At 33.4% G+C, this 17,195-nt stretch carries 11 protein-coding genes; 1 reads left to right on the forward strand and 10 read right to left on the reverse strand.

The annotated features are described in order from the left end of the window. Positions 1-72: 72 nt before the first annotated feature. The 5 genes from ABWU36_RS06160 to ABWU36_RS06180 form a co-directional block, all read right to left on the reverse strand. On the reverse strand, positions 73-405 hold the full coding sequence (locus ABWU36_RS06160; protein ID WP_007301898.1) for a hypothetical protein: 333 nt from the start codon (positions 403-405) through the stop codon (positions 73-75). Positions 406-804: 399 nt separating this feature from the next. After that, the gene (locus ABWU36_RS06165) at positions 805-1,728 is read right to left on the reverse strand and encodes a helix-turn-helix domain-containing protein (RefSeq protein ID WP_353273166.1); all 924 of its coding nucleotides are present in this window, start codon (positions 1,726-1,728) and stop codon (positions 805-807) included. Positions 1,729-1,841: 113 nt separating this feature from the next. Further along, the gene (locus ABWU36_RS06170; protein WP_353273167.1) at positions 1,842-3,092 is read right to left on the reverse strand and encodes a hypothetical protein; all 1,251 of its coding nucleotides are present in this window, start codon (positions 3,090-3,092) and stop codon (positions 1,842-1,844) included. 274 nt (positions 3,093-3,366) lie between these two features. Then, the gene (locus ABWU36_RS06175) at positions 3,367-4,035 is read right to left on the reverse strand and encodes a RadC family protein (RefSeq protein ID WP_353273168.1); all 669 of its coding nucleotides are present in this window, start codon (positions 4,033-4,035) and stop codon (positions 3,367-3,369) included. 205 nt (positions 4,036-4,240) lie between these two features. Then, positions 4,241-5,140, reverse strand: a complete 900-nt coding sequence (locus tag ABWU36_RS06180) for a helix-turn-helix domain-containing protein (protein WP_353273169.1) — start codon at positions 5,138-5,140, stop codon at positions 4,241-4,243. A gap of 137 nt (positions 5,141-5,277) precedes the next feature. Here ABWU36_RS06180 and ABWU36_RS06185 point away from each other — a divergent pair, with 137 nt between their 5' ends. Then, positions 5,278-6,207: an Rpn family recombination-promoting nuclease/putative transposase gene (locus ABWU36_RS06185; RefSeq protein WP_338481964.1), complete on the forward strand. Its 930-nt coding sequence runs from the start codon at positions 5,278-5,280 to the stop codon at positions 6,205-6,207. Positions 6,208-6,396: 189 nt separating this feature from the next. On the opposite strand, the gene ABWU36_RS06190 is transcribed toward ABWU36_RS06185, so the two are convergent. The 5 genes from ABWU36_RS06190 to ABWU36_RS06210 all read right to left on the reverse strand — a co-directional run bounded on the left by ABWU36_RS06190 (position 6,397) and on the right by ABWU36_RS06210 (position 16,644). Next, positions 6,397-6,519, reverse strand: coding sequence for a hypothetical protein (locus tag ABWU36_RS06190; RefSeq protein WP_353273170.1), 123 nt, complete (start codon positions 6,517-6,519; stop codon positions 6,397-6,399). Positions 6,520-6,547: 28 nt separating this feature from the next. Next, positions 6,548-8,707 (reverse strand): ankyrin repeat domain-containing protein, encoded by a 2,160-nt coding sequence (locus tag ABWU36_RS06195; protein ID WP_353273171.1) that lies wholly within the window; start codon positions 8,705-8,707, stop codon positions 6,548-6,550. Between the two features lie 19 nt (positions 8,708-8,726). After that, positions 8,727-10,979: an ankyrin repeat domain-containing protein gene (locus ABWU36_RS06200; protein ID WP_353273172.1), complete on the reverse strand. Its 2,253-nt coding sequence runs from the start codon at positions 10,977-10,979 to the stop codon at positions 8,727-8,729. Positions 10,980-11,110: 131 nt separating this feature from the next. Next, on the reverse strand, positions 11,111-15,199 hold the full coding sequence (locus tag ABWU36_RS06205; protein WP_353273173.1) for an OTU domain-containing protein: 4,089 nt from the start codon (positions 15,197-15,199) through the stop codon (positions 11,111-11,113). Between the two features lie 197 nt (positions 15,200-15,396). Next, positions 15,397-16,644: a hypothetical protein gene (locus ABWU36_RS06210; RefSeq protein WP_353273174.1), complete on the reverse strand. Its 1,248-nt coding sequence runs from the start codon at positions 16,642-16,644 to the stop codon at positions 15,397-15,399. Between the last annotated feature and the right edge of the window lie 551 nt (positions 16,645-17,195).

A 17,195-nucleotide genomic window follows, 5' to 3' on the forward strand; every position in this document is an offset into this window, starting at 1 on the left:
TTTATCTCAATTATATTTTATTTCTCGGTTTGAAACACTTTTTTGAACATTCCCCCTTGTTGAGAAATCTTATTATCTTTGTGTACTACTTTCTTTTTCACTACTAAAAAATCCACATAAATGGTTAAAAACCTTTTCAATAAAAAGCTCGCTTTCCTTTCCTGTAAAAGCTTCTTTTATTTCATGCAAACTACTTGTTACCTTATTGCTATTTTTTATGACTGAGTAGCTTTCAATAGCTTGGCAAGCAGACAAAATAGTTATTGCCCCTATTATAGTTGAAACAATTATGGCAATTAAAGGTGCTATTGTTGTAAGTACTGCTGCAATTAATGAGATGCCAACACAAAACGCAATAGCTGAAATGCAAAATGCTACTGTATGTTTCCTTTCATGACTAACCATACACACCTTCTTAATAAATCTGTTAAAAGGATAACTTATTTTTTTAGTACCGTCAATATTTTTAGAAAAATTGGCATACTCAAGATAATCATTTGTGATACCAATGAATTACATTAAGCAAATTTCTAGTACCTAATTTAGTTATAGCCTTTCTTGTAATAGTCTGAATGTGATAAGATATGTGTTTATGGCTATAGCAGGCCAGTAGCATATTACGGTCCGTTCGGATTATTGTGAAAAAAGCTATAATTCACTTCAATCTATTTGAACATTATATATTAAATACAGAAGCACAAGAATTTCATTCAGTAATTTAGATATATTAAATATACAACTATTTTATTGATATTTTAATGTATTATTTATGAGTCAGTAAGCTACTGCAGTTTTTAAACCAGGCTAAGTTTTAAAAGCATAATTTTCAAGCTCATCAATCGATAAATCTGTTATTTTAGAAATAGCATCAATAGAAACGTCCAACATACGTAAATTATTCGCAACTTTTATTGCCTCTGCTTTATAAATCTTTTCTTTGTAAATTTGCTTTCTTTGCGATAAAAATTCTACCCATATATCCAGTTCATCTCGTGATTCTTGATTGTCAATCTTTTTAGACTCTCTCACCCAACTTAATAGCTCGTTTTCTGCTTTATAATTATCTTCTTCATATTTCTTCATCAGATCTTCAGGATTAACTGATAACTTTTCTGCTATTTCCCATAATCTTTCACTTAAAATGGTAGCACTCCCTTGTTCATAGTGATGTATTTGTGAAGGTCCTATGTCTAGCTCTCTTGCTAAATCCTCTTGAGTATACCCCCTTATTATTCTCCATTTTTTTATCTCTTGTCCCTCGTTTTGATGCTCAGAGCCTTTTTTCTCATCATATTCATCAGTTGATAAACCAGTTGCTCGATAGATAATATCATTATCAAACCCCACTTTCGCTAAGTTCTTGGCCATGTTTACCCTTGCAGCTTTTACATTATTTTCCTCTTCAGCTTGAATAAACCCAGTCAAATCGCGAATCAACTTGCATGACTCTTGTCCCTTTATTTTTGCTATCATCCATTCTTTGTTAAAAGAACAATTTTCTCTCAGTACTTTTTGTCTAGGAAATAAGCTACCAACTTGGACTGATAATGCTTCCGCTATGACTTTTAATTTTTTAGTTGGAATACCACATATCCCTTGCTCATATCTTAGCAATGTATGATATTTTATGCCGGTTTTATCTACTAAATCTTTTAGGGTATACTTTTGTTTTAGCCTCCAGCTTCTTACTTTTTGTGCTATTTTGTATCTTATAGAGATATTTACCATATCGTAACAATTTTACCGAAATAAACATCTGTTAGTTTGCTATAACCTAAATTTAGCTTATAAAGAGTTTGCAATTTTATGGCTGTAAGTAAGAAGGGAAGCTTTCTCATTGTTTAAAGTTTCCGAGAGGTCTCTTTACTACCTCCATATATCCTATTAACCCATGATAATGTTTCATTATTACTAATCGCCCTTATTTCTTCTTTTGCCTTTTCTTTACTCCACTTACCACTCCTAGGGAAACTTCCTTTTTCTACCGCTTCTGTGACTGTCATTCCTCCAAAAAAGCAACCTTTTCCTATAACTTCCCCTCTCTTTTGTAGTTCAGACCACATTTCTTTATCTGCTACTCTGACCTCTACTTGACTGTCATTTTCCGCATTATGGTATACTACAATTTTTAGGCTACCAATACTTGTAGGAAATGTTATCTCAAAAGCACTATTGTCAGACACATCAACGTAATTCCTCTCACCTTCTTTTTCACTTCTAACCTCAACCTTACTATTTCCCATTTCTATAACATCACCTCCTAATTTTACCTCTCCTGTGGTTAACCCTAAATTTTTTGTACCTTCCAATACTCTTGCAATATTTACCTTACTATTTTCAGAAAATTTCATAAAAAATGTCTGATTGTCTATTTCCACATCTTCTATGATTCCTTCATTTTCAATAGCACTTTCACCGATTTCTCTCAGTTCTTTAAGCCATTCATCTATCTGTGGACGAATCTCTTGATACAGTTTGTTATACATTTCACTTATTCCCTTATCCTGCAATAGATCGTAACTGAATATTGCTCCATTTAGCATCAATTCACATATTATGTCTTCCTTCTCATTTTCTTTGCATTTGATCAAAGGCATTTTCGATATTACTGTATCAGCAAAACTCTTCTGCCCTTCGCTATACGCATTTATCCTGATTCCAGCACTTAGTGCTTGGTCTATAGTCTTGTTCAGTTCTTCTACGCTTTTTGCCTTTACCACTCTACTTTTAAACCACCTCAATTCTGCATTTTCACTTGCACTTGGCTCTATCTTGCTTAAAGATGGAATAAACGGATTTTGACGATTTGAAGATTTTTTTTTATAAACCTCACGTCCTTCTCCAAGATTGATTGATTTTTCAGAAACATCGCTAGGGGAAGGCACACCTTCAGGCTTCTCAAACCTGCTTTTATCATCAAATATTTTCGGATCAGTCTCGTCTACAAATATAGGCTGCTGATTTTTTTTGCCAGTACGCCTTATACCTTCAATAGCACTATATAGTCCTTTTGGTAACTTTTTAGAATCAATGATTAACTCATAAGTATTTCCATCTGTATCATCAAATGATACTGTTTTTTTAGTAGTCATATACCCTCCTATATTAAGCATATTATTTAAGTCTATAGAGCAATTTATTGCTTTATGATTAACTGAATACGCAAATTATAAAAAGATCTTGTATATCTTGCAACTATTTATAATAAAAGAATAGATTTTTTAGGACTTTTATTCTTTAATCACGACTTAATATACAAGCTATACAAAGATCTTTTATATTGTGCAGTTCTTGCTCTTCAGATTCTTGACTAAGTTTTTTTGCTACTGTGTAGTAGCCAAACTTCTCAAGCAATTGAAATTTGGTTTATAACAGCTCTCTTTCCTTAAAACTGCAATATCCTTTGTCTGTCATAATAATGTGATCCTCTAACTCAATTCCCACTCCTTGACATGCTGATACTAACTCTCTAGTCATTACTTTATCATCTTCTGACGGTTCCAAACTTCCTCCTGGATGATTGTGAGATAATATTATCGATGCTGCTTCCATTGATAACGCCTTTTTTACCACTTTTCTTTCAGACAGGTGTACTTCGTCTATTGTACCAAAATACACTTCGTCTCTTATCAAACGGTTCTGTTTATCCAAATATATTATCTGGACAGCTTCTTTTGCTGAAAAGCCTATATTTACCCTTACATACTCTATCAGCTTTTCTTGGCTATCCATTACTGGGCCTCTCTTTAATCCTTCTCTGAGTGCTCTTTTATAAGCTTCTTTTACACATTCAATTGCTGCAGCTGCATGTTCGGTCATTCCTTCTATCATTTTTAGATCATCGATTTCTCGTCCCAAAATTTCTCCTATTCCTGGGCAGTTATCCATTAGAGTTTTAGTAACATCTTGTGCTTGCTTTCTGTCATGAACTGCTCCTAGAAGCACTGCCATTATTTCACGATCAAACAGAGCACTTCCTCCTCCACTCTGTAATACTCTCTCTATTTCTTCTGTAAGTTTTTTACCATTATTCATAAAATATACTCCTCGTTAATAACAAATTGTTTTTAATTATTTACTGCTGTTTTTTATCAGCATTGGCATAGAGCCATAGCTTTCGAGTGAAGTCAAATCAATTTTTCAATCTTTTTTACTTATTTTTTCATCAATAGGTAAAGATATTAATAGATACTTATTTTATCTAATTGAAAATTAATTCTTTATGTAAAAAAAATTGTTATTAATCAATTATTTTAGAAATAACATCAGTAGAAAAACCTAACTGAAGTAAATTATTTGCAACTTTCATTCCCTCTATTTTATCAATCTTCTCTTTGTAAATTTGCTTTCTTTGCAATAAAAATTCTACCCATATATTTAGCTCATCTCGTGATTCTTGATTGTCAATTTTTCTATATTCTCTTGCCAAACTTAATAATTCATTTTCTCCTTCGCAATCATTCTCTTTGTATTCCTTTATCAGATCTTCAGCATTCACTGATAATTCTTTTGCTATTTCCCACAACCTTTCACTGAAAATGGTGACACTACCTTGTTCATAGTGATGTATCTGTGAGGGTCCTACATTAAGCTTTTTTGCTAACTCTTCTTGTGCATATCCTCTTATTATTCTCCACTTTTTTATCTCTTGTCCTCCGTTTGGCTCGTATCTCTCTTTATCAGCATATTCCTCAGTTGATAAGCCCGTTGCTCGATAGATAATGTCATTATCAAACCCTGCCTTAACTAGATTCTTTGCAATTCTTATTCTTGCTGCTTTTATATTACTTTCTTCCTCAGCTCGGACAGATTTGGTTAATGCATAAATTGTTTTGCTTCCTCCTGTTTTTTCTATGAAACTATACATTTCCTGGCTCCTAGATTCGTCAAAACAACTGCTCTCTTTTAGTACTTTTCGTCTAGGAAAGAGATTTTTAATAGGAATTGATAATGCATTTGCTATCACTTTTAGCCTTTCAATTGGAATGCCACATGTTCCTTGCTCGTATCTTAGCAACGTGTGGTAATTTATGCTTGTTTTGTCTACTAAGTCTTTCAGAGTATACTTTCGTTTTAACCTCCAGCTTCTTACTTTTTGTGCTATTTGGTACCTTATGGAAACAGTAGTATGCTTTGCCATACAAAAATAGATATTATATAGGTTAATACTACCAAATAAAGATATACAAAAGGGATGCTTCTTTCTATGTTTGAATTTTAGTTGAATATTTCTTCAGAATTGTGTATAACTATTAATGCTTTTTAGGTTAATTTATCATGGCTTTTTCTAAATTTCTTGATGCACGCAATGATTATGCCTTTAAAAGAATATTTGGCACCGAGAAGAATAAAGATATTCTCATTCATTTCTTGAACGATATTTTAGGCTTTACTGGCTTAGCTGCTATTCACGATGTTGAATTCTTAGCTACCATTTTGGATCCTGAGATTGCCGCTAAAAAGCAAAGTATTGTCGATGTTCTTTGTAAAGACTCTCAAGGTTCAAGATACATCATAGAAATGCAGTTTACTAAGACCAAAGGCTTCGAAAAGCGTGCTCAGTATTATGCTGCTAAAGCCTACTCAAGTCAAGCTGATCAAGGTGATAATTATCATAATCTCAAGGAAATTATCTTCATAGCTGTTGCTGATTGTATTATTTTTCCAGATAAGGCTGAGTACAAATCTAATCATGTCATTTTAGATCAAAATAGCTTTGAACATGACTTAAAGGATTTTTACTTCGTATTCATAGAACTACCTAAATTTACAAAGACAAAAGAAGATCAACTAGAAAATATAGTAGAAAAATGGTGTTATTTTTTCCGATATGCAGCAGAAACAAACGAAGAAGACCTAGATAAAATAGTTGGTAGTGACGTCATCATAAAACGAGCTTATGAAGAGATGAATAAGTTTAATTGGTCGGAAGAAGAGTTACTAGCATATGAACAAATGAAAAAACGCATAATGGATGAGATAGCTGCTTTAGCTCAAAAATTTGATGAGGGTCTTAAAGTAGGTCAAGAAAAAGGTAGACTAGAAGGTAGACAAGAAGGCATCCAAATCGGCCATGAAAAAGGTAAAATTGAAGGTAAAATTGAAGTTGCAAAAAACTCACTCAAGGCTGGTGTCTCTATTGATGTTATAGCTCAAATTACTGGCCTCTCTCATTCTGAAATTTCACAACTCAAAGAAAAAACATAATTATTCACTTTAACATTTATGAAAACCTTCTCTAAGTTAGACATATCCCCTAATTAAGAATCTAGTGAACTGTCTAAAATAGCTATAAAGATTGCACATAGAATTATATAAATTACTATCATAACGTTACCCAAACTTCCATATCAAAGCTACGTGCTGTAAGTTCAATATGGAAAACACATTAACCACTTAGCATTTAATGTCTATTTCATCCATTTTAGTATTAGGACCATCAAACTTGCTACTGGTTTCCCTAATTATTTTAGCTACCTTTACTTTAAATCCTATTGTAAACTTTCCCCTATTTTGCATATTATACCTCCATCTCTCATATTTTAGTCTACCTACTGAGGTTATTCACAAGCTTAGTTACTCCTATATCAGAAAGACAAGTTGATACTTTGTTCTTTGAATGGCCTTGAACGGAAGCATTACTTAAATAACTTTGAAGCTCTAAACTCATTTGCTTTGCACCATCAACTTCTAATCTACCATCTCCATTGTGTAATATCTGCTCTATTGATTGATTTAGCAGCCCGCTATGAAACTCTACCATAAACTTGTCAAACTTCTTCGAACTTAACTTACCAGGACATCCTGCTTCTCTACTAGGACATGCTTTCTCTAAATACGAGCTTAAAACTCCCGAAATCTCATTAAATTGACCTCTCATGACTTTTCTAATAATCTCTTTCTGCATTCCCATATAATCAATATTTAATCGATGCATTGATACACCACTTTTTAATCCAGCTTGCTCTACTACTTTCTCAAATCCCTTTTTAATATTGAGTGCATAGCCCTGTGCTTCTAGTGAAGATATAGACTGATCTACAGTAGAAATATACTTCTGACCTGTAAATCTTCTAATCAATAAGTCAAGTAACATTATTGTACCATTTACATCAATTGGTGCATCAACTTGTAAGGTTGGACTTGTAGTACTTGATGCTCCTTCAGGCAGAACAGGTTTAGAACCTAATAACCCACTCACAGACCTTCTTGTCCAATCAAATACATTTATCCATGAAGATGGTCTTGTGCCACTGCTTGCTGCTATCTTAGGTTGGTCTATAGCAAGTGGTTTTCTCAACATATGATAACGAGCATGATCTCCATGGTGATGACGGCGTCTGCGTTGTAAAGGTTTTTCCTTATTACCTTTAGTATTAGCTACTTGACTCACAAACTCCCCAACTCCAGTTTGATTAGAGCCACCTAGCAAGTGATCACCTAACCTGTCTGGTAACGCTAAGATCTGAGAGCCATTTGATTTGTTTCCAGCCCTTATAGCTTCGAGGGAGTCAGAATCTAAACTTACTTTACTATCTAATTCTTGTGTATCACGTTTCTTTTGAACAGAACTGCAATCCTTAATCCTCCACATACCTTGTTTATCATTACCGCATGAACCTGGAGGATCACTTCTGCTTGATGGAACCCAAGTATATACAGTCCTCCTATCTTGATCATACAAACCATAAGTAGCATATAAGTATTCATTAAAAAGAACATTTGTAATACAAACGTAATCACCATAGGGTTGAATCTTCCACATACCTTGCTTATCATCACCACATGAGCCCGAAAGATTACTGCTTGATGGAACCCAAGTATATACAGTCCTCCTATCTTGATCATACAAACCATAAGTAGCATATAAGTATTCATTAAAAAGAACATTTGTAATACAAACGTAATCACCATAGGGTTGAATCTTCCACATACCTTGCTTATCATCACCACATGAGCCCGAAAGATTACTGCTTGATGGAACCCAAGTATATACAGTCCTCCTATCTTGATCATACAAACCATAAGTAGCATATAAGTATTCATTAAAAAGAACATTTGTAATACATACTTTTGATGCAAACACCAAATTCTTCACTGATTCCGGTAATTTATTTTTTAATTCTTCAATATCAAACGGTAGATTATTATTTGTTTTCTCCATCAGTTCCTTTATACAATAGGCTAGCTTAAGCACTGTATTATCATTAAAGTCACTTGCTTCAATATTAGTATCTTTACCTAACAGAAAGTTAATTATATCCAACCTATTATATTGAATAGCTACGCACAGAGGTGTTTGATCATTATTGTCTTTAGCATTGATATCAGCCCTTGCATTTGTAAATAACCTTACTAAGCCTAAGTGATTATTCATAACAGCAAAGTGCATAGGAGTTCTGCCAAGTATGTCCTTAGCATTCACATTAGCTCCCTTATCAACTAAAAACTTAGCAATATCTGAATGACCTTTCAATGCAGCCCAATGTAATAGTGTACAGCCATATTTATCAGTAACATTAACACCACCCTCGTTCTGAACAATAAACTTGACTGTACCCAAGTCACCAGCCCAAGCAAAATAGTACGCACCATGTCTATCTTCGCCTCCGTTAATACCTTTTACAATAAGATTATTAATTGTCTTTAGAACCTCTTCACTTTTCACAGTAAGTAACAATTCTTTATCCAAGTGTGCTTGCCTCAAAACCCTTTCTATATTACTATTAGAACCTACAACTTGTAGAGGGGGTCAAATTTCTATTATTTTTAACATTTATGTTAGCACCATTATCTATAAGACACTTTACTGCATCTAAGCGATTTTCCCTAGCAGCATTATGTAGAAGAGTGTTACCATCATTATCTTTAGCATTAATATTAGCACCTCGACTTACAAGACTTTTAACTTTACTAAAACTATTACTTTGTACTGCATCTGACAGTTCTTTATCTAACTGTGTTTGCTCTTTTTCTCTGTTAAACTCTACTACAATATCTTCTGATTTACAAGTAGAAACTATACACTTTGAGTTAGAAACTGTTGCATCACTAAAACCGAACATCATTTCTCTTGCCGGTTGATAAGTATTCCAGTTCTCTACTTTTACAAGAGTGTTATTTTTATGTGATAGCAATAAGGTATCATTCATAACTTTCATATCGAAATCTAATATAGACTTACCTTTCAAATCAACCAAACCAATATCATTATTATTAATAGGCTGATTATGATAAATCTGTAACCCTTGTTCATCTGGTTTATAATACCTGAAAGAACTAAAGCCATTAGCTCTTTCTCCAAATTCTCCTGGTTCCATAATTTTGTTACTCAGCTCTATAGATAAATCCCAACTTTTGTGAACAGAAGAATAGTAATCTGATATTGATAATGCCCCTCTATCTGATAACAATAACAAATCATTATTTAGTTTCAAAAAAAGCACTTTATCTGAGTCAAATGTAAAACAATTATGATGATTTAACAAGTCAGTACCATTAACACTAAACCTTCCATCTACTTTTAAGCTATGAGAGCAATAATCTCGCTCTAGTTCCCCATCCTGAAATTTATAATATTCTTGCCCATCAAATGTAACTGTAACATCTTTATAATTCGGCAACAGGGTTACATTTAGGCCATTTTTATTAATCTTTATTTCCCCTTCATTATTCTCTGTAAATGGCATATCATCTAATGTACAATTTAATTGGCTAAAATCCAATATACCATTTGCTTGAGCAATCGTAATATTAGCGTTTCTGTTATCGAAAAGATAAAGATGACTTATATTACTTGGAGCTTCCCAGTAAAAATTATGGTGCTCTTTATCAGGATAAAAAATATGATTACTGGAGCTACCTATAGTGCTATGATAATTGGCACTTGATAATTGCTTTGTAATATTAAAGTTTGAATTTTCTATCTTTCTTAAATTATCTAATTCATCATCTAACACAATATCACCTCTCAAGCTTTTTGTCACATGCAAGTTTGTTACTACGCCAGTCTTATCATCTATTTTCGTTGGTGTTACAAATAAACCATCTGCTGTTTTTACCGATGTTTGTTTATCTACACTTATAAAAGCCCCACTTTTATTATAGATGGTTGTTATGTTATTAACGTGGGTTATGTTATCTATATCATTAAAATTTATCGGTAATAATACTAAACCTTTTCCATGAATGGAATCACCAAAATAACCCTTTATTGTAGTAAAGTTTTTTGCTGTTATTACATCATTTCCACCCTTACCATCAACGTAACCTGCATGAGAAACTTCTATATGATTAGCTTCGTTACTGCCAATGACAGAGTGTATATTTTTTGAATCTATAAAATCACCTTTTACTACAACTATGTTTTTTTGTCCATTTATTCCTAAGTTACAAGAAAGCCTATCATCCTCTATGTAAAAGAAGTTGTTACCTGATTTCTGTACATCACAGCTCTCCAACGGACTCATAAAATAGTACCTATTTTCCACTTTATCACTTCCTTTTTTACTTGAATCAGCAATAGATACATGAGTTCCCCAAAAAATAAGATTAAGGCTATCTTCTTCACTTATATGTATATCGGTATATAAAGATTTTATGTAATACATATCAGTTTTATACTTGTGAGGACTCTCGTTCTTATACACAACTACGTTTTGGCAGTGAGGTGGATATTCTTGTAAAGACCATTTCTCTTTTACTGTACTTAATACTTTACCTTTATGTGGTGAAGAATCATCGCATAATGCTTCACTTGGTAATTTATGCCAGGTTTCCCTAGATACTTCTTGTTCTTTTATATTATCACCACGTGACCCACAAACAATATTATAGTTTTCAAGAGAGTGAGGAACTATTCTAGAATAGTGATCAGTGTATCCTGTATTAGATGAAGACACAGCAGCAGTAAAGTTAAAATCAAATTCCCTATCAACAACCTTTGTTCTAATGCGGCAAGCATCGAATAAATGTTTCATTTAATTATCTATGTCATCCACTACACCTCTTTTCTTTTGACGAAGCTGATTATTAGTAGCATACTCTATTTTCTTAACTGAAATGGGAGGTAAGGATATAGCTATCCTGGAATAATCATTCTTAAACTTATCTACAATCTTCGATATATATATTGTTTATATATCTCTTTTACTTCCATATTATCTTCTATATAATGAGGTACTTTTTTACCCAAGAATAAATCCCAATAAAGATCATGTTTTTCCTGATCTGTAAGGTTCATTTGTTCTTCTAATTTTTCTACCTCAAGCCCTGCTTCTATAAACTGTGATATGACAATAACAGCAACTGAGACAGCAGCACCAACTGGACCAGCAAATTCTCCTACTACTCCAGTTTCTAGACCTGCTACTGACATTGTTTCTGTAACAATTGCAGGTACATCTGCAGCTATAAAAATGGAATTAGTTGCGATGTTTAGGTCAGCAATCTTCATATCTATAGGATCTGTCGCACTCTGACGAGCTTTTATTGATTCCGCTAACCCTAAAAATGCCGCAAAATTACTTATAGCACGCCCCATAACTGGAGCAAACCCCTTCAACATCTGAGAATCAAGCTTTGTTCCCAACTCTAATATCTTTCCAGAGATTTTTTCACCAATTTTTGGCATTACCCAGAGATTTAATGCATCGTAGCCTAATCCCTCTATGTCTCCATTTGCTATATGCTTACCAACTAAAAATGCTGTAAAGGCAAGACCTGCACCTTCTGCTACTTTTCCTATTTTTTCTGCTACTCCGGATCTTCTCAGAATATTTTTCACTTCTTCTTTGTTCTCTATATTATCCTTCATTTCTTTCACAATATCCCTAATCTCTGGATCTATTGAACCTAGATCTATATCTTTAATCTTTGCTACAAATGCTTCTTCAACATTTTTATCTATAATTTCACCTTCAGATATCTTCTGAGAAACCTTGAAAAGCTGATCATAAAACTCAATATTCTTTACTCTTTCTGCTACCTTGTCAGCATTGAATAACTCTTTGATACGCTGTTCTTTTTCCTCCTCTGTAATCTTTTCTTCATCAAATGAATCCATGCAGGCCATATTTACACTTCTTTCTCTTCTTGGTTTTTTACTTGGTGGATATTCCGGTGATGAAGATTCTCTTTTAGAACACTGCCTTAAATGAGGGCGTAAAATATGAGAGCTATGACCTACTTTAAGAGAAATAAACCCTTCCTTATTCGTTCTGCTTGTTAAAATCAGTTTACGCGGATCATCAGACCCTTTATCAAAAACAACACCGATAAATTTTACCTCATCACCATCTGTTAGTGTTTTATAGGTAACACCTTCTTTGTATTCTTCATTTATTTGATCATTTGCTTCCCTCAATAAAGCTTGAGCTCCTTTGCCCTGCCTTGATGTCTTAAGTTCCAACCTTATTGGTGTGTACTCCTCAGCATTTCCACCTTGAGCTACAAACTTAATACCATGAACTAGCATATCAATACGTTCCCCTCTACCAGTTTGAAACTCAGTTAAAACTAACGCTCTAGTTTCTGGTGATTCTTGTAATTTTAGGTCGCTATAATAACTAAACACTCCATTCAATATTCCTTGGAAATGAGCTTCTTTATTAACGAGACTCTTAAAAGGGAATATTCCTTCTCCAATTTTTTCTAACAATTTATTATATTCGTCTATTGATAAAGACTGAGCATCTAATGCTTGATCAAATGTTTCTTTTAACTTACTAGAATAAGGAACTTCTTTGAAAGTACCTTGAAATCTCTCAGCTCCGTTGTTGTATTCCTGTAAAGAATTGTATTTTTCAGTCCAAATAGTAAGATATCTTTTAAAATCTGACTTGTATCTAGTATCAAAATTAAGATTTAATTCGACTATTTGCCTATTCCCTATTTCTCTATTTAATCTATCAAGAGGGAGCTCTTCATTCAGCCCGTTCAAAACATCTTTTCTGTTAGCTTCAACAATATTTATCACATAAACCAACTTCTTTGTATTTTCTGGAATGAGCACCATTGTTACAACTGCGTGGCTTGCATCAAGGTTAGTTGATAATGCTTCTCTGCTTCTTTGAGCTGCTAGACGTCCAGGCCCACGAAGATTAGGATGTACCTCGGTAGGTATATTGTTTCCATAGATAAAAATGTATTTTTTGAAACCAGTTTTTAAATCTTCAATTCTATTTAACAGTAGTGATTGCCCCAGTAAAAACCTGCTAAAATAATGATTATCTCCCTTCTCCGGTGTACCAGGAAATGTATGATAAATACGCTCTAAATTATCTTTCACCTGTCCTTTTAATTCTATTGTTCCAATCCTTTGCGTATCCCAGTCATCAGCAGATTTTAGCATATCTTGAAAAAGAGGGATTATTTCTTCTCCACGATTTGATACTTTAATATCAGAGATAGGAGATGGATTATCAAGATTGACACCAACACATAAAATGTTATCTGCAGTAGTTAAAACTCGCTGAACATTTGGTTGAAACCCTTGTGCATACTTTTTTGCTTGCTGCAAAGCCTTATCTGGAGTAACATTAGGACCTCCTCCTGCTTTTAGCTCAATAATGATAGGAATAGAGTCTAATGCACGATCAGGACCACAAGCTAGCAGGATAATATCTGCATAACCCCTTCCTGCAAATTGCTCTGGATAAACTCTAAGATTATACCTATAGTGGAAATTCATGAAAACGCCTACCATAAATCCATGATGTGCTGCTTCACGTGCACTATTATCATAGACTACTGATCCTACATACTCAGAATGAACGTTATTAATTTTTTCAAGAACTTTTTTTAAAGACATGCTAACTGTTTGCGCATCAGAATCAGATAGCTTCGCTATATCACCTTCAGGATTATTCCATATTACTTTTTTTATTTCATGAAATTCTTTGCTAGTAGCAGAATCAAGTATCCCTTTAGTTTCCATATCAACAAAAATACCATCCTTTCCTTTATAGATCTGTACTAATCTGGATTTTATTCTATCTTGAATTTCATTCTTAATATTTAGGATCTCATTCTCAACGTCCCGATCTCTAACCTTACTCCTATCTATATTATTTCTTAATATGTTCTCCAATTCATTAACAGTAAACTGATGGCCACGTTTGCCTTCTGAAATGGAAAATAAATCTATATTATTAATAGCGTCTTCAGCATTCCCAATTTGACCATTTTTAACAATAGCTACTTTTAAAGTTTTCGAAGTATCAAAACTAAAATAAATCTTTTTAATATTTAACTTTTCTGCAATCTTTGTATCCGGCAAAGTAGAAAAACTACCTAGGAAGAAGTGCGTAAAAAACCCTGCTTTTTCTACAGAGTGTAAATAAGATGGAATCTGATCCACAAATGACTGAAATCTCGTTTCAAAAGATTCAAAATCCTCATCTTGCCTGCTTATATCAACTTCTTTATCTGCTTCCTCTATTAATAACTGTATTAATTCAAAATCTTGTGGCCTTCCCTTACCCATGACTTTTTTTAAACCTTTCGCAAGCTCTTTATTATTAGAGATAATATTCCTTTCAAGACCAAAGTTATAATGGTTTCGGTTGCCTGGAGCACCAACATGAAATAACTGTATTTGAATATTTCCATCACCATATTGAGTTTCAACCTCACCAGAAACACTAATTGTTGCACTAAGCATTCCACTCATTGCTCTTATTTCAGGTTCACCTCCCCAAGTATTAAGTTTTCTCATGTTTTCTAAGTAATCTTTGAAACTTAGTCCACTTTCACCTTCAACAAAATTTCTAAACTCGCTTTCATGAGAACTTATGTGATCAACTACTCGATTGTGAAATACATTTCTTACTAAGTTTGCAAATGTATCATCATAATTGGCAGTACTTAAATTCCTTACCAAATTCCTAATACGATCTAAATTTTGAATTACAGCTCCTTCATTTCCAAATAGTACTTCATACCTTTGTCGAAATAAAGCATCGTCGTTTCTGACAGGTATTAAGTAAGCCATAGTAACAGACCAAAACAAGCAGCTACCGTCTCCTGGAACATCGATTCTCTTAATCCGACTTCCACTTTCGGAATCAACATCAGATCTCCGATAACGCTTGAAATGAGGAATTTCTTTAGCTTGCTCTATATATTGTATCTCATCCGATGATTCAGTAATCTTTGAATTAATGCCTAGATGATCTGTTAGATATTGTGTCTTAAACATAGAGCCCCCTTCATTACATTATACCAAACCCACTATTTATTATCAGAGATATCAACAATATAAGCTATTTTTACCTGCATACCAACTTGAATATATAACATCTGTATTGTAATGCAACACCTTTTTAATGAAAGCTAAACAAGCTAAAGTAGTGACAAGAAATCACCACCTACTTTATAGAATTACCTTATAATACCTTAATTACTCAACCCTAATTGCTCACATGCTTTGCTTAATTTAACCTCAGTTAAGCTGGTAAGCTCTTCAGCTATAGACTTACCGTATGATAAAAATTTATTTAGTGAATCAATATCTCTTTTCTCTAATACAGATCGTATATACTCCGCTTGTCTAGAATCCATAAATTCTTTGATTTGATCAGGATTAGCCTTATCTAATATTGCCCACACCGGTTCCATGTAATTTTGATTTACCCAAGGTACTAATAAACTTGTAACAAGAAAGCAAGATCTACTACAAACTTCTTCCTTCAGCACACAAGTACGATGGCTATCAAATCCCTCCTTTGTCCACATATGCATAAAAAGCTTCGCACCTTCACCAGCATAATATGAGCTGTTCTCTGTTTTTATATGGTGTAGCCAGACATGATATTTATCTTCTGAAACATTACTTGGTTTCAAATAGTCAAACAATTTTTGAAACTGATCAAAGCGAAGTGCACCTTGTAGCGTGTTTAGACTACCATAATAACCATTTTCAGCTAAATCTCTTTTTAGAAGTTCTGGATATTTATCAGGACTTATTTGGCTAAAACAAAATTCGAATATTTCAGGATAACTATTACAACGACTACCTGCTGCATATACCGCTGTTTTCATCAAGATCTCATCCTTTTTCTGTGCGTTCATTTCATCTTCAGGTAATGATTTTATTTTATTCCAGAAGAATTCCACTGCCTGCTCTTGCTTAAAACTCATAGCACATTTAAGCCCGTACTCATATGGATGACAGCCATCTAAATTTAGTTTAGAGATGTAACCACTGATAAAATGTGACCAAAACTGCGCTAAAAGACCCGACCCGCAACACCTAACTAAGTGCTCATACTCCAATAGACTACTCTTACCTTGAGCTGATAATTCCTCTTTTCTTTCCTCAAATAAAGCAATAATATCTTCTTCTAGACAGTACTGACAGGCAATAGCATACTTATCAAAGAGATTACCTGAATCTGGCGCAATTAACTTTTTGCCTACCACTTGCCTATCAAGCTTAACTTCATGTAAATTGTCTACTTTTTTCCAACAATCCTCACTAGACAATACCTGTGCAAGAAAATTACGTCCTTTCTTGCCACTTTTTTGGTGTAAACGCCAATTTGCATAGCACCAGCGTTCAATTTGAAAAAGCTTAGACGCTCTATAGGGATCATCCTCTTTAATAGACGAAAATAAAACTTTTGGAATATCTGAATGCAGCATAATCACCCCTCTATAAATGGAAAAACATGGAAACTGTTACGTCTAACATACACTATAGTAACTTGATACCATTTCGAGTAAAATATCCCATTATCTAAAGTTTTGTCAATCATCAACTTGAAAAATTTTTTAGACTTGAATAACTCTCAACAAAAGCCTCTTAATATGAGAGATACATGACACTTTGTTTATTTTAAATTCTGTTTTTTATAAGTTTATCTTAATACTTATTGTTAAATGAATTACTATTAATTTAATATTATATATCGCTAATGAATTAAATAATATAACCATCTCCATCACTAAAAACCAGCTAGTGAGAGAAGAGTTCTTTTTGGAATGTATTGGTCTACCGCTTGTTCTGTGCGAACTTTTCTATATAATAATTCTACTATATCGTAAAATCAGCTATATTAGCCTATTTTTGTGATATTTAGGTGCGAACTAACGTACCTAGCTTTATTGCAAAAATTTCACACCTTTATTTGCACAACCCTATTTTTACCCAATAAGTTCTCACAAAGGTAGGTACTTTTTTGCAATTTTAGAAA

The sequence above is a fragment of the Wolbachia endosymbiont (group A) of Portevinia maculata genome, from assembly GCF_964028525.1.
Classification (GTDB): Bacteria; Pseudomonadota; Alphaproteobacteria; order Rickettsiales; family Anaplasmataceae; genus Wolbachia.

Bases quoted from the DNA above. Each gene is read 5' to 3' on its own strand.
- ABWU36_RS06165 (WP_353273166.1), bottom strand. From the start codon at position 1,728: ATGGTAAATATCTCTATAAGATACAAAATAGCACAAAAAGTAAGAAGC.
- ABWU36_RS06205 (WP_353273173.1), bottom strand. From the start codon at position 15,199: ATGTTTAAGACACAATATCTAACAGATCATCTAGGCATTAATTCAAAG.
- ABWU36_RS06170 (WP_353273167.1), bottom strand. From the start codon at position 3,092: ATGACTACTAAAAAAACAGTATCATTTGATGATACAGATGGAAATACT.
- ABWU36_RS06180 (WP_353273169.1), bottom strand. From the start codon at position 5,140: ATGGCAAAGCATACTACTGTTTCCATAAGGTACCAAATAGCACAAAAA.
- ABWU36_RS06200 (WP_353273172.1), bottom strand. From the start codon at position 10,979: ATGAAACATTTATTCGATGCTTGCCGCATTAGAACAAAGGTTGTTGAT.
- ABWU36_RS06190 (WP_353273170.1), bottom strand. From the start codon at position 6,519: ATGCAAAATAGGGGAAAGTTTACAATAGGATTTAAAGTAAAGGTAGCT.
- ABWU36_RS06210 (WP_353273174.1), bottom strand. From the start codon at position 16,644: ATGCTGCATTCAGATATTCCAAAAGTTTTATTTTCGTCTATTAAAGAG.
- ABWU36_RS06185 (WP_338481964.1), top strand. From the start codon at position 5,278: ATGGCTTTTTCTAAATTTCTTGATGCACGCAATGATTATGCCTTTAAA.
- ABWU36_RS06160 (WP_007301898.1), bottom strand. From the start codon at position 405: ATGGTTAGTCATGAAAGGAAACATACAGTAGCATTTTGCATTTCAGCT.
- ABWU36_RS06175 (WP_353273168.1), bottom strand. From the start codon at position 4,035: ATGAATAATGGTAAAAAACTTACAGAAGAAATAGAGAGAGTATTACAG.